17 protein-coding genes and 1 pseudogene are annotated in these 17,238 nt (G+C 73.5%); 9 read left to right on the top strand and 9 right to left on the bottom strand.

The genetic code is table 11. The features are described 5' to 3' along the window. The first annotated feature begins 30 nt into the window (after window positions 1-30). Window positions 31-378, top strand: coding sequence for a tetratricopeptide repeat protein (locus DC008_RS31030; RefSeq protein ID WP_055618909.1), 348 nt, complete (start codon window positions 31-33; stop codon window positions 376-378). A 71-nt stretch (window positions 379-449) separates the two neighbouring features. Here the strand turns inward: DC008_RS31030 and DC008_RS31025 are convergent, their stop codons facing one another. After that, window positions 450-1,844 (bottom strand): PepSY-associated TM helix domain-containing protein, encoded by a 1,395-nt coding sequence (locus tag DC008_RS31025; RefSeq protein WP_108709818.1) that lies wholly within the window; start codon window positions 1,842-1,844, stop codon window positions 450-452. Window positions 1,845-1,986: 142 nt separating this feature from the next. Between DC008_RS31025 and DC008_RS31020 the strand changes: the two genes are divergently transcribed. Beyond that, window positions 1,987-2,634, top strand: a complete 648-nt coding sequence (locus DC008_RS31020; protein WP_108709817.1) for a peptide deformylase — start codon at window positions 1,987-1,989, stop codon at window positions 2,632-2,634. A gap of 105 nt (window positions 2,635-2,739) precedes the next feature. Here the strand turns inward: DC008_RS31020 and DC008_RS31015 are convergent, their stop codons facing one another. Further along, entirely contained in the window at window positions 2,740-4,173 is a 1,434-nt protein-coding gene (locus DC008_RS31015; RefSeq protein ID WP_108709816.1) for a dihydrolipoyl dehydrogenase family protein, read from the bottom strand. A 119-nt stretch (window positions 4,174-4,292) separates the two neighbouring features. Between DC008_RS31015 and trxA the strand changes: the two genes are divergently transcribed. Beyond that, a complete protein-coding gene (gene trxA / locus DC008_RS31010) occupies window positions 4,293-4,679 on the top strand; it encodes a thioredoxin (RefSeq protein WP_108709815.1) in 387 nt (128 codons plus the stop codon). Window positions 4,680-4,803: 124 nt separating this feature from the next. On the opposite strand, the gene DC008_RS31005 is transcribed toward trxA, so the two are convergent. From DC008_RS31005 to DC008_RS30995, 3 genes are all read right to left on the bottom strand, one after another. Beyond that, window positions 4,804-6,240: an aldehyde dehydrogenase family protein gene (locus tag DC008_RS31005; protein WP_108709814.1), complete on the bottom strand. Its 1,437-nt coding sequence runs from the start codon at window positions 6,238-6,240 to the stop codon at window positions 4,804-4,806. Between the two features lie 78 nt (window positions 6,241-6,318). Beyond that, on the bottom strand, window positions 6,319-7,497 hold the full coding sequence (locus DC008_RS31000; protein WP_108709813.1) for a 4-hydroxybenzoate 3-monooxygenase: 1,179 nt from the start codon (window positions 7,495-7,497) through the stop codon (window positions 6,319-6,321). A 211-nt stretch (window positions 7,498-7,708) separates the two neighbouring features. Then, entirely contained in the window at window positions 7,709-8,383 is a 675-nt protein-coding gene (locus tag DC008_RS30995) for a TetR/AcrR family transcriptional regulator (RefSeq protein WP_208646034.1), read from the bottom strand. Between the two features lie 99 nt (window positions 8,384-8,482). On the opposite strand from DC008_RS30995, the gene DC008_RS30990 reads away from it, so the two are divergent. Next, entirely contained in the window at window positions 8,483-9,046 is a 564-nt protein-coding gene (locus DC008_RS30990) for an NADPH-dependent FMN reductase (RefSeq protein ID WP_108709812.1), read from the top strand. A gap of 73 nt (window positions 9,047-9,119) precedes the next feature. Here DC008_RS30990 and DC008_RS30985 read toward each other — a convergent pair whose 3' ends face one another. Beyond that, on the bottom strand, window positions 9,120-10,001 hold the full coding sequence (locus tag DC008_RS30985; protein WP_108709811.1) for an LLM class F420-dependent oxidoreductase: 882 nt from the start codon (window positions 9,999-10,001) through the stop codon (window positions 9,120-9,122). 205 nt (window positions 10,002-10,206) lie between these two features. On the opposite strand from DC008_RS30985, the pseudogene DC008_RS30980 reads away from it, so the two are divergent. Beyond that, a pseudogene (locus DC008_RS30980) lies at window positions 10,207-10,664 on the top strand (MarR family winged helix-turn-helix transcriptional regulator). Between the two features lie 61 nt (window positions 10,665-10,725). After that, window positions 10,726-11,919: a CaiB/BaiF CoA transferase family protein gene (locus DC008_RS30975; protein WP_108709809.1), complete on the top strand. Its 1,194-nt coding sequence runs from the start codon at window positions 10,726-10,728 to the stop codon at window positions 11,917-11,919. Between the two features lie 21 nt (window positions 11,920-11,940). Here the strand turns inward: DC008_RS30975 and DC008_RS30970 are convergent, their stop codons facing one another. Further along, the gene (locus DC008_RS30970) at window positions 11,941-12,648 is read right to left on the bottom strand and encodes an SDR family oxidoreductase (RefSeq protein WP_108709808.1); all 708 of its coding nucleotides are present in this window, start codon (window positions 12,646-12,648) and stop codon (window positions 11,941-11,943) included. Between the two features lie 102 nt (window positions 12,649-12,750). Here DC008_RS30970 and DC008_RS30965 point away from each other — a divergent pair, with 102 nt between their 5' ends. After that, complete coding sequence (locus DC008_RS30965; protein ID WP_108709807.1) at window positions 12,751-13,620, top strand: helix-turn-helix domain-containing protein; 870 nt, start codon at window positions 12,751-12,753, stop codon at window positions 13,618-13,620. Here the strand turns inward: DC008_RS30965 and DC008_RS30960 are convergent. Beyond that, window positions 13,572-14,438 (bottom strand): fructosamine kinase family protein, encoded by an 867-nt coding sequence (locus DC008_RS30960; protein ID WP_108709806.1) that lies wholly within the window; start codon window positions 14,436-14,438, stop codon window positions 13,572-13,574. The genes DC008_RS30965 and DC008_RS30960 overlap by 49 nt on opposite strands. Window positions 14,439-14,569: 131 nt before the next feature. On the opposite strand from DC008_RS30960, the gene DC008_RS30955 reads away from it, so the two are divergent. Next, a complete protein-coding gene (locus tag DC008_RS30955; protein ID WP_234350706.1) occupies window positions 14,570-15,157 on the top strand; it encodes an AMIN-like domain-containing (lipo)protein in 588 nt (195 codons plus the stop codon). Window positions 15,158-15,487: 330 nt separating this feature from the next. Beyond that, window positions 15,488-15,880 (top strand): luciferase domain-containing protein, encoded by a 393-nt coding sequence (locus tag DC008_RS30950; RefSeq protein WP_055618924.1) that lies wholly within the window; start codon window positions 15,488-15,490, stop codon window positions 15,878-15,880. Window positions 15,881-15,891: 11 nt separating this feature from the next. Here DC008_RS30950 and DC008_RS30945 read toward each other — a convergent pair whose 3' ends face one another. Further along, window positions 15,892-17,220, bottom strand: coding sequence for an enolase C-terminal domain-like protein (locus DC008_RS30945; RefSeq protein WP_108709805.1), 1,329 nt, complete (start codon window positions 17,218-17,220; stop codon window positions 15,892-15,894). Window positions 17,221-17,238: the final 18 nt, after the last annotated feature.

Raw genomic sequence — 17,238 nt, 5'->3', positions numbered from 1 at the left:
GGCCGGTTGACGCGCTCGAAGGAGGTCAGAGTGGAGACGACGTACTACGACCACGGAACACCGACCGAGCGCTGGGAGCGGGCGCGGATGTTCTTCGACGCCAAGGACTACGCGAGCGCAGCGCGGGTCCTCGGCAGCCTGGTCGAGGAGGTGCCGGAGCAGACGGGACCGCGGCTGCTGCTGGCCCGTGCCTACTACCACTCGGCCCAACTGCGCCGCGCCGAGGACGAGTTGCGCGTCATCGTGGAGCGCGACCCGGTCGAGCAGTACGCCCGGCTGATGCTGGGCCGTACGCTCCAGCGCCAGGGGCGGCACGAGGAGGCCGAGCCGCACATGCGCCTGGCCTCGGCCCTGGCGGGCGACTTCGAGCAGGTCTGAGACCGGCGGCGGCCAAAGCCGCCGGCAGGGGCCCGGACTCCGTACCTACGGAGGCCGGGCCCCTCTTCTCGCTACGCCTCCTGGGCACTTCCCCGCCGGTACGCGATCTCGCCCAGTACGGCGTCCACCGCGACGAACGCCGCCAGTGGGATGCCGAGCAGCGGGACGACGTAGCCGAGCGCCGCGACCAGCGCGGCCAGGGGGACGAGGATGCGCGGGGGCACCTGGCGCCAGGCGCCGCGCGGGATCGGACGGCCGAACGACGAGCCCCGGCCGCGCTGCCACCACATGCGGTAGCCCCACACGATCAGCAGGATCAGTGCGAGCGTCAGCGCCATCAGGGCGATCTGGTTGACCAGCCCGAACAGCACGCCCGTGTGCAGGTCGATGCCCCAGCGGGTCAGCTTGGCGAGCACCGGGTGGTCGTCGAACCGCAGGACGTCCGTGACCTCGCCGGACGCCGGGTCGACCGCCACCGCGTCCTGTTTCGTCGGCCAGCTGCGCTGCACCTGCCGGACCACATAGGCGGACGAGGCGTCGGCGGGCGGCACGATCTCCACCGGGTCGGACAGGCCCTCGGAGCGGGCGGCCGCCAGGACCTTGTCGAGGCCGACGCCCTGGCCCTCGCCGCCGCCGGTGCCCGCGGTGCCGCCATGGCCGCCGTGGTCGCCGCCCGCCGACGCCGAGACGGACGGGGTGGCCTGCCTCAGGGCGGTGCGCAGGTCGTCGATGTGGGCGCCGGTGTACGTCGACCAGGTCAGGCCGGTCGCCGACAGGAAGAAGAATCCGAGGGCCGCCCAGACGCCGACCGTGCCGTGCAGGCCGAGGGTGCGCCGGCGCCCGCCGGTGCCGCGCACCTTGCGCAGGGCGCGGCGGCGGGAGAACCACAGCACCAGTCCCCCGGCCGCGATCACCCACAGCCAGCTCGCGGCGAGTTCGCTGTAGAGCCGGCCCGGCTCACCGAGGTGCAGGTCGCGGTGGAACTCGTCGATCCAGGTGCGCAGCGGGAGGGCGCCGGTGGAGCCGTACTGCTCCAGAGCGCCGCGTACTTCGGCGGTGTACGGGTCGACGAACACGGCCAGCGTGTGGTCGGCGTCGACACCGTCGACCCCCGAGAGCATCACCCGGGTCGATTCGTCGTCGGCCGGTGAGGGCCGTATGGCCGCGACGGCGCCCTCGGGGTGGGCCTCGCGGGCGGCGGCGACCTGCTGCGACACCGGCAGCTTCGTCCCGCCGGCGGGGACGTACATCTCGTGGGCGTACAGCAGTCTCTCGGCCTGGAACGCGCCCGCGTACAGGAATCCGGTCGCCGCGGCGACGAGGAGGAACGGGGCGACGAGCACACCGGCGTAGAAGTGCAGTCGCAGGACGAGCGGGCGCAGGAGTGTCCAGCCGCGGCGGGACGGGGCCGGGGGATCCGTGGCGTCGGGCCCGGGGGCGGGGGCGGTCGTGGGGGCGGTGGACATGGGTGGAACTCCGGGGGGTGGACGGTCGTTGCTCTGGCGGTCCGGTAGTCGGACCGGCGAGCCCCGGAGTTCCCGGCACGTCAAGTGACCTGCGGCACAGTGGAGTTCAGGGGGTGCGCGGGGCGCGTGGCATGCTGGGGCGATGGCACCTCCGAACGAGCACGCGTCCCTCGCCGAGCAGATCGAGCGGCTTCTCTCCGCCGGGGGCCCGCTGCCCGTCGTGGCGGCCGGCGATCCGGTGCTGCGGCGCCCGGCCGCGCCGTACGAGGGGCAGTTGGGCCCCGCGCTGCTGGCCCGCTTCGTGGAGGCTCTGCGGCTCACGATGCACGCGGCTCCCGGCGTCGGGCTCGCCGCGCCACAGGTGGGGGTGGGGTTGCGGATCGCGGTGATCGAGGACCCGGCGCCGGTCCCGGACGAGGTGCGCGTGACGCGGGGGCGCGTCCCGCAGCCGTTCCGGGTGCTGGTCAACCCGTCGTACGAGGCGACCGGGCCGGCGCGGGCGGCGTTCTACGAGGGCTGTCTGAGCGTGCCGGGGTACCAGGCGGTCGTCGCCCGGCACGCCGAGGTGCGGCTGCGCGGCGAGGACGAGCACGGGCAGGCTGTCGACGAGGTGTTCACGGGGTGGCCCGCCCGGATCGTGCAGCACGAGACGGACCACCTCGACGGGGTGCTCTACCTGGACCGGGCGGAGACGCGTTCGCTCGCCTCCAACCAGGCGATGGCCGAGCTCTGGGCCGAGCCCGCCCCGATCCAGGCGGCACGGGCCCTCGGCTTCGGCCTGCCCGACTGACCGCGTAGCCGGACCCACCCAGCCCGGCTGACCGCGATGCCGGGCCCGCCCGGACCGGGTGGCCGGACCCGGCCCTGACCGCCTCGCCCGACCCCGCCGACCGCATCAGCTGTCCCGGTACGTCTCCAGCAGCCGCAGCCACACCTCGCTGATCGTCGGGTACGACGGGACCGCGTGCCACAGCCTGCTGATCGGCACCTGGCCGACGACCGCGACGGTCGCCGAGTGGATCAGCTCGCTGACGCCCGGGCCGACGAACGTCACGCCGAGCAGGATCTCGCGTTCCAGGTCGACGACCATCCGGGCCTGCCCGCGGTAGTCCTCGCCGTAGAGATAGGCGCCGGCGGTCCAGGAGATGTCGTAGTCGACGGCCCGCACCCGGTGTCCGGCCTGCTCGGCCTCGGCCAGGGACAGGCCCACCGCGGCGGCCTCGGGGTCGGTGAAGACGACCTGCGGGACGGCGCCCTGGTCGGCGGTGGCGGCGTGCGCGCCCCAGGACCCGGTGTCCAGCTCCGCCGTGCCGGAGGCGCGGGCGGCGATGGCCGCGCCGGCGATCCGGGCCTGGTACTTGCCCTGGTGGGTGAGGAGGACGCGGTGGTTGATGTCGCCGACGGCGTACAGCCACTCGCTGCCCCGGACGCGCAGGCTGTCGTCCGTCGCCAGCCACGAGCCCGGCTCCAGACCGACCGTCTCCAGGCCGATGTCGTCGCTGCGCGGGGCGCGCCCGGTCGCGAAGAGGATCTCGTCGGCCTCGATGCGCTCGCCCTGGTCGGTGACGACGACGACCGTGCCGTCCTCCCGGGTCACCGACGTCACGAACGTCCCGGTGCGGACGTCCGCACCGGCCTCGGTGAGGGACTTCGCGACCATCTCGCCGACGAAGGGCTCCATGCGGTTCAGCAGGCCCTTGCCGCGTACGAGGACGGTGACGCGGGAGCCGAGGGCCTGCCAGGCGGTGGCCATCTCGGCGGCGACCACTCCCCCGCCGACCACGACGAGCCGGCCGGGCGCGGCCTGGGCGCTGGTGGCTTCGCGGCTGGTCCACGGCTTGACCTGGTCGAGTCCCGGCAGGTCGGGCACGACGGCCCGGCTGCCGGTGCACACGGCCACGGCGTGCCGCGCGGTGAGCACCTTCCGGGTGCCGTCGGGGCCGGTCACCTCGACCGTGCGGTCACCGGCGAGGCGCCCGTGGCCGCGGTAGAGGTCGGCGCCGATGCCGTCGAGCCAGCCGACCTGCCCGTCGTCGTGCCAGTCCTTGGTGACCTCGTTGCGCCGGGCGAGCACCCGGGCGGTGTCGAGGGGGCCCTGGACGGCCTCGGCGAGGCCGGGCAGGTGCCGGGCGTCGGACTGGGCGATGACCGGCCGCAGCAGCGCCTTGCTGGGCATGCAGGCCCAGTAGGAGCACTCGCCTCCGACCAGTTCGCTCTCCACGACCGCGGTGGTCAGACCGGCGGCGCGGGTGCGGTCGGCGACGACCTCCCCCACCGGCCCGGCTCCGAGCACCACGACGTCGTACGCGATGGAATCCGTTTCCGTCATGGGGTCAGTCTTACGGGTGGTGTGCCGACTGGCCACAGGGGTACGCGCGCGGAATACACGGCCCTGCGGCCGTGTTGTCGCCCACGCTTCGCCCGGACACCCAGGAAGAGGGATACGCCATGAGCAGCACCATGGAGCTCACCAAGGAGAACTTCGACCAGACGGTCACGGACAACGACTTCGTCCTGATCGACTTCTGGGCGTCCTGGTGCGGTCCGTGCCGTCAGTTCGCCCCCGTCTACGAGAAGGCGGCCGAGGAGAACCCCGACCTGGTGTTCGGCAAGGTCGACACCGAGGCCCAGCCGGAGCTGGCGCAGGCCTTCGGGATCCAGTCGATCCCGACGCTGATGATCGTGCGGGACCGGGTCGCCGTGTTCGCCCAGCCGGGTGCCCTGCCGGAGGCCGCGCTGGCCGACGTCATCGGGCAGGCCCGCAAGCTCGACATGGACGAGGTCCGCAAGGCCGTCGCCGCCCAGCAGGAGCAGGCCGGGCAGAACGGCGAGTGACGGGGCGGTGAGGGCCGGTCCGGGGCGCCGCGCGGGTTCCGGGAACGGAAACCCGCGGGCCGGCGCCCGACCGGACCGGACCCATCGATCCGGCCGGACCGGACCCATCGAAAGGACCGCCCGATCAGAACGGGTAGCCCGCCACATCGCCGCGCACCGTCGTCCAGCGCACGTCGGTGAACGCCTCCAGATTGGCGTCGCCGCCGAAGCGGGCGCCGGTCCCGGACGCGGCGACCCCGCCGAACGGGGCGACGGCCTCGTCGTTCACCGTCTGGTCGTTGATGTGCACGATCCCGGTCGGGATGCGCTCGGCCAGGTCGAGGCCCCGGGCGGCGTCGCGGGTGACGATGCCCAGCGAGAGTCCGTACGGGCTCGCGGCGGCCAGGGCGGCGGCCTCCTCGGCGTCGGCGAAGGAACGCACCGGCGCGACCGGCCCGAAGACCTCCTCGGCGTATGCCGGGGTGTCGTCGTCGACGCCCGCCAGGACGGTCGGGCGGTAGAACAGCCGCTCGTGCGTGCCGCCCGCGGCCAGCTTGGCGCCCTGCGAGGCGCTGGCGTCGACCAGCGAGCGGACCTTGTCGAGCTGCCCGTCGTCGATGAGCGGGCCGAGGTGGACCTGGTCGCGGTGCGGGTCACCGACGGCGAGCGAGTCGGCCTTGGCGGCGAGGCGTTCGACGTACTCCTCGTACAGCGACCGGTGTACCAGGTGCCGGCCGGTCGTCATACAGATCTGGCCCTGATGGAAGAACGATCCCCAGGCGGCCGTGGAGATCACCGCGTCGAGGTCGGCGTCCTCCAGCACGACCAGGGCGGAGTTGCCGCCCAGTTCCAGATGGGCGCGCTTGAGATGCCGTCCGGCGGCCTCGCCGACGGCCCGGCCCGCCCCCGTGGACCCGGTGAAGGAGACGACGGGGACATGCGGGTCGGCGACCAGCGCCTGCCCGACCTCGGCGCCGCCCGGCAGCACGTGCAGCACGTCCTCGGGCAGCCCGGCCTCGGCGAAGACGGCCGCCAGGGCCAGACCGCCGCACACGGCCGTACGCGGGTCCGGCTTGAGGACGACACCGTTGCCGAGGGCCAGCGCGGGCGCGACGGACCGGATGGACAGGATGAGCGGCGCGTTGAACGGCGCGATCACCCCGACGACCCCGACCGGGACCCGGGGCGTGTACGACAGGCGGGGCGCCTCGGTGGGCAGGACCTGTCCGGCGGGGCGGGAGGCTAGGGCGGCGGCCTCGTAGCACTCCTGGGCGGCGACGTGCAGTTCGAAGTCGGCCTTGCCCGGGATGGAACCGGACTCGCGGACGAGCCAGGTGCGCAGTTCGTCGGCGTGGGCCGCGAACAGGTCGCCCGCCTTGCGCAGGACCGCGGCCCGTGCGAAGTGCGGCAGGCGGGCCCATGCGCGCTGGGCGCCGTGGGCGGCCCGTGCGGCGTCGGCGACGTCGTCCGCACCGGCCAGGGTGACGGTGGCGAGGGTGTCGCCGGTGGCGGGTTCGGTCACGGTGTGCTCGCCACCCGACAGGGGGCGGGGCTGCCAGGTTGCGGGGTCGAGCAGCGGCATGGCGACTCTCCGTTCGATCACCGGCGGGTTCGGGGGGCGGTCACAAGGGGCTGGTGCGGTCGCAGGGGGCGGGGGCGGTCACAGGGGCAGCGGAAGTCCCGTGTAGTTCGCGGCGAGTTCGGCGGCCGCGTCACGGGATCCGGTGATCCGGCGCAGCCGTGCGAGCTGCGTCCGGTGGTCGAAGGCGTCCTCGTCGGCCCGGGTGTGCAGCATCCTGGTCATGTCGTCCGAGAACCGGACGGCCTGCCACACGCGCCGGAGGCACAACTCGCTGTAGTGGTCGAGGATCCGGGAGTCTCCCGTGCGGTGCAGCTCTTCGAGTCCGCGGGCCAGGACCCGGACGTCGGAGACGGCGAGGTTGAGTCCCTTGGCGCCGGTGGGCGGGACGATATGGGCGGCGTCCCCGGCCAGCAGGAGCCTGCCGTGCCGCATGGGCTCGTGCACGAACGCCCGCATCGGCGTGACCGACTTGGCCGTGACGGGGCCGCGCTGGAGCGTCCAGTCGCCGTCGACGGCGAAGCGGGCGGCCAGTTCGTCCCAGATCCGGTCGTCGGGCCAGTCTCGGACGTCGGTGCCCTCCGGCACCTGGAGGTAGAGCCGCGAGACCGACGGTGAGCGCATGCTGTGCAGCGCGAAGCCCCGTTCACTGCGTGCATAGATCAACTCCTCGCAGGACGGCGCCACTTCGGCCAGCACCCCGAGCCAGGCGTACGGGTAGGAGCGCGCGTACGACCGCCCGGCGCCGACCGGCGGCACATCCCGGGAGATGCCGTGGAAGCCGTCGCAGCCGGCCACCCAGTCGCAGGTAAGCGTGCGTTCACGGCCCTCGTGCCGGAACCGTACGACCGGGGAGGCGCTCTCCGGCTTCTCCACGGCCAGCGCCTCCGCGCCGAACAACAGCGGCGGCCCTTCGGCCAGTTGGAGCGCGACGAGGTCCTTCACGATCTCGGTCTGCGCGTAGATCGTGACCGTGCGGCCGCCGGTCAGGGAAGGGAAGTCCACTCGGTGGCGTTCGCGGTCGAAACGCAGTTCGATGCCGTGGTGGACCAGGCCCTCGGCGTCCAGCCGCTCGCCGGCACCGGCCTCGTGCAGTGCGTCGACGGTGCCCTGCTCCAGCATCCCGGCGCGCTGGCGGCGCTCGACGTACTCCCGTGAACGGCTCTCCAGCACCACGCAGTCGATCCCGGCCCGGTGCAGCAGCCGGGCGAGGAGCAGCCCGGCGGGACCACCGCCGATGATGCCGACCGTCGTGCGCATGCACGCCTCCCTGACGTCGACGCCGTGCGCCCGCGCGCGGATCGGCCGAAGCCGCGGTGCGCCGGGGTCACCGCGGGTCGGCCGGCTCCGCGCGTCCACGGCCGGACGGCAGTTCGAGGTTGACCGTGCTCAGCCTAGGCGGCGGCAGCCGTCGGGGCATCAGGTCGTCGGCACGATCTTGGCGGTCCCTCACGGAATCCGCACGGCCGCGTCAGGACTCGGTGCCGGTGACCCGGGCCACGAGGTCGAGCCAGCCCTTCTCCAGCCGCTCCAGGGGCATACCGCGCTGCCGGGTCAGATGGCTGATCAGGGCGGGGTCGAGGAAGGACAGGAGCGTGTGCGCGAGCAGGTCGCAGTCGGCGCCGGGCTGGATCTGCCGCAGCAGCATCGTGACGTGGGCCTGCAGGGCCTGCTGGGAGGGGTGGGCGAAGCGCCGGGCGGGGTCGGGCTGGGCCGCGAGCTGCAGGTCCAGCTGCTCCGCGGAGCGGTAGAGCACCGCGAGGCCGAAGGCGCGCAGCCGCTCGACCGGGGGTGCGCCGGGGCCCAGCGGGGGCGGGCCGCCCATGAAGTCCGCCTGGAGGGTGCGCGCGGAGTGGTCGAGCAGCGCGGTCAGCAGGCCGGTGCGGTCGCCGAAGCGGCGGAAGACCGTGCCTTTGCCCACACCGGCCGCCGTGGCGACGGCCTCCATGGTGACGCCGGCCGCGCCGTGCTCGGCGATCAGCCGGGAGGCGGCCTCGAGCAGCCGGGCGCGGTTGCGGGCCGCGTCCGCGCGCAGGCACGGCTCGTCGGGAGCGGTGCCCACGTCGAGCAGCGGGGGTGCGCCGAGGGATTCCTCCGGCTGCGGGAAGGGCGGCAGAGCGGCGGACATGAAGCCAGCGTAAGGCATCGGGAATGAAACTGGACCGCAGTCCGCTTAGGATGCTAGAAGTTAAACGGACCCCGGTCCGGATCGTTTCGGCAGTGTTTCAGCATCCTTGGAGTTCGCATGTCTGTTCGCATCCTCGCGCTCGTCGGCAGCCTTCGCGCCGGTTCGCACAACCGTCAGCTGGCCGAGGCGGCCGTCAAGCTCGCTCCCGAGGGCGCTGAGGTCGTGCTGTACGAGGGCCTGGCCGACATCCCCTTCTACAACGAGGACATCGACGTCGAGGGCGGCGTCCCCGCCGCGGCCGCCAAGCTGCGTGAGGCCGCCCAGTCCGCCGACGGCTTCCTGCTCTTCTCCCCCGAATACAACGGCACCATCCCGGCCGTCCTGAAGAACGCCATCGACTGGCTGTCCCGCCCGTACGGCGCCGGCGCCTTCGGCGGAAAGCCGGTGGCCGTGATCGGCACCGCGTTCGGCCAGTACGGCGGTGTCTGGGCGCAGGACGAGGCCCGCAAGGCCGTGGGCATCGCCGGCGGCAAGGTGCTGGAGGACGTCAAGCTGTCCATCCCCGGCTCCGTGACCCGCTTCGCCGAGACGCACCCGGCCGACGACGCCGAGGTCGCCGCGCAGCTGGCCGAGGTCATCGCGCACATCCACGGTCACGCCGGCGAGAAGATCGCCGCCTGACGACCGTCCACCTGACGACCGTCCGCCGAGAGGGGCCGGAGCCGAACGCTCCGGCCCCTTCGGCATTCCCGTGTCAGCCCAGCTCCGCCAGCCGGGCCGCGGCGGGAGCGGCGAAGTCCTCGGCGAACGCCGCCGGCCGTCCCGTGCCCGGCGAGAGGATGACCGTGTCGATCCCGAGCGTCGCGTACGCCTCCGCCTCCCGGGTGAAGGCGTCGAGATCGCCGCGCTCGGCGGCCTCCCCGCCGTAGAGGACCGTCCTGCGGATCGCGTCGTAGTCACGCCCCTCGGCGTCGCAGTGACCGCGCAGCACGTCGAGCTTGTGCGCGACCTGCTCGGGCTCGGTGGCGAAGAGGTTGCACGCGTCGGCGTACCGGGCGACCAGCCGCAGCGTCTTCTTCTCGCCGCCCCCGCCGATCATGATCTCGGGGCGGGGCGCCGAGAGGGGCGCCGGGACGTTCAGGGTCTCGGCCAGCCGGTAGTGCCGGCCCTCGAAGGGGCCGTCGGCCTGCGGGTCCCACATCCGCAGACAGATCCGCAGCGTCTCCTCCAGCCGCTCGAACCGCTCGGCGAGCGGCGGGAACGGCACGCCGAGGCCCACGTGCTCCCGCTCGTACCAGGCCGCGCCGATGCCCAGCGTGGCCCGGCCGCCGGACAGCACGTCGAGCGAGGTCACGATCTTGGCCAGCAGGCCCGGAGGACGGTACGTCACCCCCGTCACCAGCGCCCCGAGCCGCACCGTGGAGGTGTGGGCCGCGAGATGGCCGAGGGTCGTGTACGCCTCGAGCATGGGGTCCTCGGCGCGGTCGTTGAACTCCATCTGGAACCAGTGGTCCATCACCGAGAGCCAGCTCAGCCCGCCCGCCTCGGCGGCGGCGCCCACGGCGGCGAGTTCGGCGCCGAGGGCGGGAGCCCCGCCGGGGTGGTCGAAGCGGCTGATGTGCAGACCGACCCGCATGTCACTCCTCCGTCCGCCGGACCCGGTGGCCCGGCCCGGACGACGCTAGGCGCTGGAGTCCGCTCCAGGTCAAGGTCACGAACATGGGCCCGGGCACGGGCACGGGAATGCCCGGTGCTTGCGTACGCGCTATAGCCGCATCAGCGGGAAATCGCGCTGATGTCCTATCCTGGAAGCACTCACCGCGTACGGAGGAATCGGGGCCATGACAGCGACGGATCCCGCACTCACCGCCCTCGCCCAGGGGTGGTGCGTCCTCTCCCTGCTGCACGGCAGGATCGAGGCCCACATCGAACGCGCCCTGCAGAACAACCACGACCTCAGCGTCCGCGAGTACTCCCTCCTCGACGTCCTCAGCCGCCAGCACAACGGCGAAGGCGGCCACCTGCAGATGAAACAGGTCGCCGACGCCGTCGTCCTCAGCCAGAGCGCCACCACCCGCCTCGTCACCCGCCTCGAGGACCGCGGCCTGCTTTCCCGCTACCTCTGCCCCACCGACCGACGCGGCATCTACACCGACGTCACCGACGCCGGACTCACCCTCCTCGCCGAAGCCCGCCCCACCAACGACAAGGCCCTCCGAGAAGCCCTCGACGAAGCCGCCCGCAACCCCGAACTCGCCCCCTCGTCCGGGCCGTCGAGTCCCTGCACGCACCCGTCTGACCTGCTCCCCCCGCCGGCCCGCCATTGACGCGATCTTCGGCGGGGCCGTACACATGGCGTCATGAGCACCCCGCGCCTCCCTCTCGCCGGCATCACCGTCGTCAGCCTCGAACAGGCCGTCGCCGCGCCCTACGCCACCCGGCAGCTCGCCGATCTCGGGGCGCGGGTGATCAAGGTGGAGCGGCCCGGGGAAGGGGACTTCGCCCGCCGGTACGACACGACGGTGCACGGACTGTCCAGCTATTTCGTCTGGCTGAACCGCTCCAAGGAATCCCTCACGCTGGACCTGAAGTCGCCGCGCGGCCGGGAGATCCTGCACGGGCTGCTGGACGGCGCCGACGTCTTCGTGCAGAACCTCGCGCCGGGTGCCGCCGACCGGCTCGGCCTCGGCACGGCAGCGCTCACCGAGCACCGGCCCCGTCTCATCCCGTGCACGATCTCCGGCTACGGCACCTCCGGACCGTGGGCCGACCGCAAGTCGTACGACCTGCTGGTGCAGTGCCAGACCGGTCTTGTGTCGCTGACCGGGGACGCCGGGAGCACGGCCCGCGTCGGGATCTCCGTGGCCGACATCGCGGCCGGCATGTACGCGTACAGCGGCATCCTCACCGCCCTGTTCACCCGCGCCACCACGGGCGGGGCCCATCCGGTCGAGGTGTCCCTCTTCGAGGCGCTGGCGGAGTGGATGGGACAGCCCGCCTACTACACGGAGCACGGCGGCACCCAGCCCGAGCGGCTGGGCACCCAGCACCCGACGCTCGCCCCGTACGGCGCGTTCCCGGCCGCCGACGGCCGGCAGGTGCTGCTGTCCATCCAGAACGAACGCGAGTGGGCCGCGCTGTGCGCCCGGTTCCTCGGGCGGCCCGAACTGACCGACGACCCGCGGTTCGCCACCAGTTCGGCCCGTGTCGCGCACCGCGACGAGGTCAACGCCGTCGTGGCCGAGCGCTGCGCCCGCTCCGCCGCCGAGGAGATCCTCAAGGAGCTGGAGGACATCGGCATCGCCTGCGCGGGCGTCAACGACGTCCCGGCCTTCCTGGAGCACCCGGTGCTGGCCGCCCGCGGCCGCTGGGGCGCGGTGGAGGTACCGGGCGGCGCGAGCGTCCGCGCCCTGCTGCCGCCGGCCGACCTGGTGGGCGTCCCCGCCCGGATGGACCCGGTGCCGGCGGTCGGCGAGCACACCGACGCGATCCTCACCGAGCTCGGCCGCACGCCCGACGAGATCGCGGCTCTGCGCGCCGACGGCGTCGTCTGAGACACCGGACGCGCGGCGGCCTCACCAGGGCAGCGGCCCGTCGATGCCGAAGTAGCCGCCGGTCGGGCCGTCGGGGCCGACCTGCGCCATCCGCACGATGATCTCCGCGCCCTCCTCGACGGTCTGGGTGCCGGTGCGCCCGTTGAGGTCGGTGGCGGTGAAGCCGGGTTCGACGGCATTGATCCGCAGGCCCGGGAACGCCTTGGCGTACTGCACGGTGATCATGTTGACGGCCGTCTTGGAGGACGGGTAGGCGAGGGCCTGGTAGAAGTGCGCCGGTGAGTCGGGGTCCGAGAGACCGGCCAGCGAGGCGAGTCCGCTGCTGACGTTCACCACGACGGGTGCCGGGGAGCGCCGGAGCAGGGGCAGGAAGGCGTGGGTCACCCGCACGACGCCGAAGACGTTCGTCTCGTACACGGTCCGCATCTCGTCGGCGGTGGTGTCGCCGGCCGGAGGCACGCTGTTGCCGGGACCGCGCAGCTCGATACCCGCGTTGTTGACCAGCACGTCGAGCCCTCCGTCGGCCTCGACGGTCTTCGCGGCGGCCTGGACCGAGGCGTCGTCGGTCACGTCGATCAGCAGGAACCGCGCGCCGATCCGTTCGGCGGCCGCGCGGCCCCGGTCGGCGTCCCGGGCGCCGACGTACACGGTGTGGCCGGCCTCGACGAGCCGGCGTGCCGTCTCGAATCCGAGTCCCTTGTTCGCTCCGGTGATGAGTGTCGTCGTCATGCGCCCAGCCTCCCGCGCGGCCAAGGGCACTGCCAGCAGTCCCGTCTTCCTGGGACTGCCGGTACCAGGCACCCACCCGGCGGACGGTGTTGACTGGGAGGCATGACGGCGACGGAACTCGGGCAGGCCCTTCGCCGCTGGCGGGACCGGGTGCCCCCGCAGGCCGCGGGGCTGCCACCGGGCGGGCACCGCAGGGCGGCCGGGCTGCGCCGTGAGGAACTGGCCCTGCTGGCCGGGATCTCGGCCGACTACGTCACCCGGCTCGAACAGGGCCGGGCGAGCAATCCCTCCGCGCAGATCGTGGAGGCCCTGGCGCGGGCGCTGCGGCTGTCGGCGGACGAGCGCGCGCATCTGTTCCGGCTGGCGGACCTGGTGCCGCCCGGCCCCGAGACGGTCCCCGGTCATCTCACGCCGAGCGTACGGCGGCTGCTGGACCGGCTGAGCGGGACGCCGGTCGGCGTCCACGACGCGGCCTGGACGCTGCTGGAGGCGAATCCCCCGTACGCCGCCCTGATGGGGGACCCGGGGGCGCTGCGCGGCTTCGAACGCAACGGCGTGTGGCGGGCGTTCCTCGGTCCGCGGGGCCGCGTGCGGCACACGGAGCGCGAGCGGCGGGACTTCGAGGCGGGGATCGTCGCCGATCTGCGCGCGACGGTGAGCCGGTATCCGGCGGACCCCCGGCTGCGGGAACTGGTGGCGCGGCTGCGGGAGCGCAGTCCCCGCTTCGCCGAGCTGTGGGAGTCGGGCGCGGTCGGCCGGCACGAGACGGGCCGCAAGGTCGTCGACCACCCCGAGGCCGGCCCGCTCACCCTGGACTGCGACATCCTGGCCGTGACCGGCAGCGATCTGCGGCTGATGGTCTACACGGCGGAGCCCGGCACCCCGGACGCCGAACGCCTCGCCCGGATTTCCTCCGGTCTCCCTTACTGCCGTAGGACAGCCCGGGCGGTGGTGAGGGCCTGTTCGGCGTAGCCGCGGCCGAACAGGACGGCATGGACGAGGAGCGGGAAGAGCTGGTGCACGCCGACACGTGCGGTCCAGCCGTCGGCGAGCGGCGTGTGCCGTCGGTAGCCGTCCAGGACGCGGTCCAGATGGGGGCAGCCGAAGAGCTGGAGCATCGCGAGGTCGGTCTCGCGGTGCCCGCCGTGGGCGGCGGGGTCGATCAGCCGGACGTGCCCGTCGGCGCCCCACAGGACGTTGCCGTTCCACAGGTCGCCGTGCAGCCGGGCGGGAGGTTCGGCGGGGCCCGCCAGTTCGGGGAGCCGGTCGCAGACCCGCTCGAACACGGCCGCCTCGGCGGGGCTCAGCGTCCCGTCGTCGACCGCCAGGCGGACGTACGGCAGGACGCGGTGCGCGGCGTACCAGGCGGGCCAGTCGGGGCCGGTGGTGTTGCGCATCGGGGCGCGGCCGATGTACGCGTCCTCGGGTCCGCCGGGTGGGGGCGCGCCGAACGCGAGGGCGCCGGCGGCGTGCAGGGCCGCCAGGTCCCGGCCGAACCGTTCGGCGGCCTCGGCGCCGGGCCGTCCGGTGGCGACCCGGTCGGTGACGAGCCAGCGCGCGTCGTGGCCGTGCACCCGTGGGACGCGGACCGTGCCCGCGTCGGCCAGCCAGCACAGTCCCGCGGCCTCGGCACGGGCGGCCCGGTCGTCGTCGGCGCGCTTGACCATGACCACGCGCCCGTCGTCCAGGGTGACTTCGGTCAGTGCCGAGGAGAGGGAGCGTTCGCCGGTGGCGGCGAGCCCGGTGAAGTGCGCCGCCGCGGCAGCCGGGGTGTCGAGGGCGCTGTGCACGGGGCCCAGGGTACGGCGTGCGCGGCACGGCTCCCCGTCGGCCGGACCACGAAATTCCGGCCCCGGTGCAACCTTTGCGTCAAGTCGGTTGTCTCCTCAGATATCAGGCACTTCACCTCTCTGGGGACACAATGGGACGAACAAGAATGGCGTGGGCGGCGACCGCCGCGCTCGTGGTCGCCACGTCGGCCGTGGCGGCCGTCCCGGCCGGGGCCACCACGACCACCACCACCGCGAAGGCCACGGCCTGCCCCACCGGTTGGGGCAGCCTGGCCGAGACCCGCTCGAAAGCCACCATGAAGCCGGTGACGAACGTCAGGACCGGCCGGCACGCCTGCTTCGACCGCATGGTCGTCGACGTCCCCGGCGCGGCCACCGGGCGGCTCGGCTACACCGTCCAGTACGTGGACCGCATCCACCAGGACGGTTCGGGGCGTCCCGTCACCGTCGGCGGCGGGGCCGTCATCGAGGTCCGGGTCAACGCGCCCGCCTACGACCCCGACAGCGGGAAGCCCACGTACCCGGCCCGGGCCGGCCAGCGGCTGCCGGGCGTGAACCTCACCGGGTACCGGACCTTCCGGGACGCCCGGTTCGTCGGCAGCTTCGAAGGGGACACGCAGATCGGTCTCGGCGTCCGGGCCCGGCTGCCGTTCCGGGTGTGGGTGACGGACGGCCGGATCGTCGTCGACGTCGCGCACAACTGGACCGGCGCGCGCTAGGGCGTGTTTCGAAAGTGGCGTCGTTCGCCCGTAGGGCGGGCCGAGCGGCGTCCGGTGCGTGCTCTCGGCGCGCCGGACGGGCTCCCGCGTACTGGTTGTACGCGGGTGGCCGGCCGGTGCGGCGAGTGGGGGTCCCCCCTGCTCGAAGAGCTTGGGGGAGTGCCGGGCGTCGAACGGCAGCCGGGACTTTGCGGACACGACCTAGGACGCCCCTTGCGCATGGCACGCCGCCCGCCGCCCCGGCCGCGGGCGGCGTCGTGCGACCTCACACGCCGATTACGGTTCGTCCAACCTCTGGTTGCCGGGCCATGATCGCGCGACTATGGGGCCATGACACTGGCCCAACGCGCCATGGAACGCCTGGAAGTCTGGCCCGACCTCAGTGCGGGTCCGGCCGGCTGCGGCGCGGGGCGGGCACTGCGCTCCGCCCACAGCGAGATCGTGCACTTCCACTCCGACCGGGAGGTGGATCTGCATCTCACCCTGCCCGCGATCCAGCGCTTCGGGCGGGGCCTGTGGGAGACCACGGCGGTGCGGCTGGTTCCGGGGTCGCGCTGGGTGACGCTGCATCTGGGCTGCGAGGCGGACGTCGACCTGCTGATGAGCCTGGTCAGTGTCGCCCTGAAGGCACATCAGGGCGGCCCGCCGACCGACGTCTCGGCGCACTGGGCGGCGTGCAACTTCCGCCGGGTCACCGTGCTTCCGCGCGCCGAGGCCGGCTGACGCACGCCGGTTCAGCGTACGAGACAGGGCCGCTTGGGGTCGAAGGTCCAGCCGTCGATCAGATGCCGCATCCCGGCGGCGTCGTCCCGCCCGGACAGGCCCTTCTCGCGGTGGAGTTCATGGGCGGCGAGCAGCCGGTCCCGGTCGAGCCGGACGCCGAGCCCGGGGGTGTCCGGCACGGCGACCTCGCCGCCGGTGATCGTGGGCGGTTCGACGGTGAGCCGTTCGCGGCCCTCCTGCCAGATCCAGTGCGTGTCCAAGGCGTTGTACTCCCCCGGCGCCGCCGCGCCGCAGTGGGCCATCATCGCCAGCGAGATGTCGAAGTGGGTGTTGGAGTGGCACCCCCAGGTCAGCCCCGTCTCATGGCACAGCTGGGCGACGCGTACCGATCCCTGCATGGTCCAGAAGTGCGGGTCGGCCAGCGGGATCGACACCGACTGCAGGGCGAGCGCGTGGGTCAGCTGACGCCAGTCGGTGGCGACCATGTTGGTGGCGGTGGGCAGCCCGGTGGCCCGGCGGAACTCGGCGAGGACCTCCCGGCCCGAGTAGCCGCCCTCCGCCCCGCACGGGTCCTCGGCGTAGGCCAGGGTGCCCACGAGCGGGCGGCACAGCTCGACGGCCTCGCGCAGCGACCAGGCGCCGTTGGGGTCGAGGGTGATCCGGGCGTCCGGGAAGCGGTCCTTGAGCGCGCGGACCGCCTCGACCTCCCGTGCGCCGGGCAGGACACCGCCCTTGAGCTTGAAGTCCTGGAAGCCGTACAGGGCGTGGGTGGCCTCGGCCTGCCGGACGATCGCCTCGGGGGTCAGCGCCTGCTCGTACCGGATGCGGTACCAGTCGACCGGTGAGCCGGGGTCGCGGACGTAGTCCAGTCCGGTGCGGTCGGCGTCCCCGACGTAGAAGAGGTAGCCGAGCATGCGGACCGAGTCGCGCTGCCTGCCGTCGCCCAGCAGGGCGGCGACCGGGACCTCCAGGTGCTGCCCGAGCAGGTCCAGCAGGGCGGACTCGACGGCCGTGACGGCGTGCACGGTGGTGCGCAGGTCGAAGGTCTGGGCGCCCCGGCCGCCCGCGTCACGGTCGGCGAACTCCGAGCCGATCGCCCGCAGGACCCGCTTGTGGTCGCCCACACGGGCGCCGACGACCAGCCGCTCGGCGTCGCGCAGGGTCCGGGTGATGGCCTCGCCGCCGGGCACCTCGCCCAGTCCGGTACGCCCTTCGGAGTCCTCCAGGACGACGACGTTGCGGGTGAAGTAGGGCGCGTGCGCGCCGGACAGGTTGAGGAGCATCGCGTCCCGTCCGGCGACCGGGTACACGGACATGCGGGTGACGACGGGCTGGGTCATGACGGGACGCCGTTCTGC

It is taken from the genome of Streptomyces nigra, from assembly GCF_003074055.1.
GTDB classification, from domain to species: Bacteria; Actinomycetota; Actinomycetes; order Streptomycetales; family Streptomycetaceae; genus Streptomyces; species Streptomyces nigra.
The sequence above is the reverse complement of the archived record's forward strand: the minus strand, read 5'-3'. Positions and strand labels throughout refer to the sequence as shown.

What these genes read in the sequence shown, in the direction of transcription:
- DC008_RS31020 (WP_108709817.1), top strand. Translation starts at nt 1,987, where the DNA reads ATGGCACCTCCGAACGAGCACGCGTCCCTCGCCGAGCAGATCGAGCGG.
- DC008_RS31015 (WP_108709816.1), bottom strand. Translation starts at nt 4,173, where the DNA reads ATGACGGAAACGGATTCCATCGCGTACGACGTCGTGGTGCTCGGAGCC.
- DC008_RS30950 (WP_055618924.1), top strand. Translation starts at nt 15,488, where the DNA reads ATGACACTGGCCCAACGCGCCATGGAACGCCTGGAAGTCTGGCCCGAC.
- DC008_RS30970 (WP_108709808.1), bottom strand. Translation starts at nt 12,648, where the DNA reads ATGACGACGACACTCATCACCGGAGCGAACAAGGGACTCGGATTCGAG.
- trxA (WP_108709815.1), top strand. Translation starts at nt 4,293, where the DNA reads ATGAGCAGCACCATGGAGCTCACCAAGGAGAACTTCGACCAGACGGTC.
- DC008_RS30995 (WP_208646034.1), bottom strand. Translation starts at nt 8,383, where the DNA reads ATGCCTTACGCTGGCTTCATGTCCGCCGCTCTGCCGCCCTTCCCGCAG.
- DC008_RS30990 (WP_108709812.1), top strand. Translation starts at nt 8,483, where the DNA reads ATGTCTGTTCGCATCCTCGCGCTCGTCGGCAGCCTTCGCGCCGGTTCG.
- DC008_RS30955 (WP_234350706.1), top strand. Translation starts at nt 14,570, where the DNA reads ATGGGACGAACAAGAATGGCGTGGGCGGCGACCGCCGCGCTCGTGGTC.
- DC008_RS30945 (WP_108709805.1), bottom strand. Translation starts at nt 17,220, where the DNA reads ATGACCCAGCCCGTCGTCACCCGCATGTCCGTGTACCCGGTCGCCGGA.
- DC008_RS30985 (WP_108709811.1), bottom strand. Translation starts at nt 10,001, where the DNA reads ATGCGGGTCGGTCTGCACATCAGCCGCTTCGACCACCCCGGCGGGGCT.
- DC008_RS31025 (WP_108709818.1), bottom strand. Translation starts at nt 1,844, where the DNA reads ATGTCCACCGCCCCCACGACCGCCCCCGCCCCCGGGCCCGACGCCACG.
- DC008_RS31005 (WP_108709814.1), bottom strand. Translation starts at nt 6,240, where the DNA reads ATGCCGCTGCTCGACCCCGCAACCTGGCAGCCCCGCCCCCTGTCGGGT.
- DC008_RS30975 (WP_108709809.1), top strand. Translation starts at nt 10,726, where the DNA reads ATGAGCACCCCGCGCCTCCCTCTCGCCGGCATCACCGTCGTCAGCCTC.
- DC008_RS30965 (WP_108709807.1), top strand. Translation starts at nt 12,751, where the DNA reads ATGACGGCGACGGAACTCGGGCAGGCCCTTCGCCGCTGGCGGGACCGG.
- DC008_RS31000 (WP_108709813.1), bottom strand. Translation starts at nt 7,497, where the DNA reads ATGCGCACGACGGTCGGCATCATCGGCGGTGGTCCCGCCGGGCTGCTC.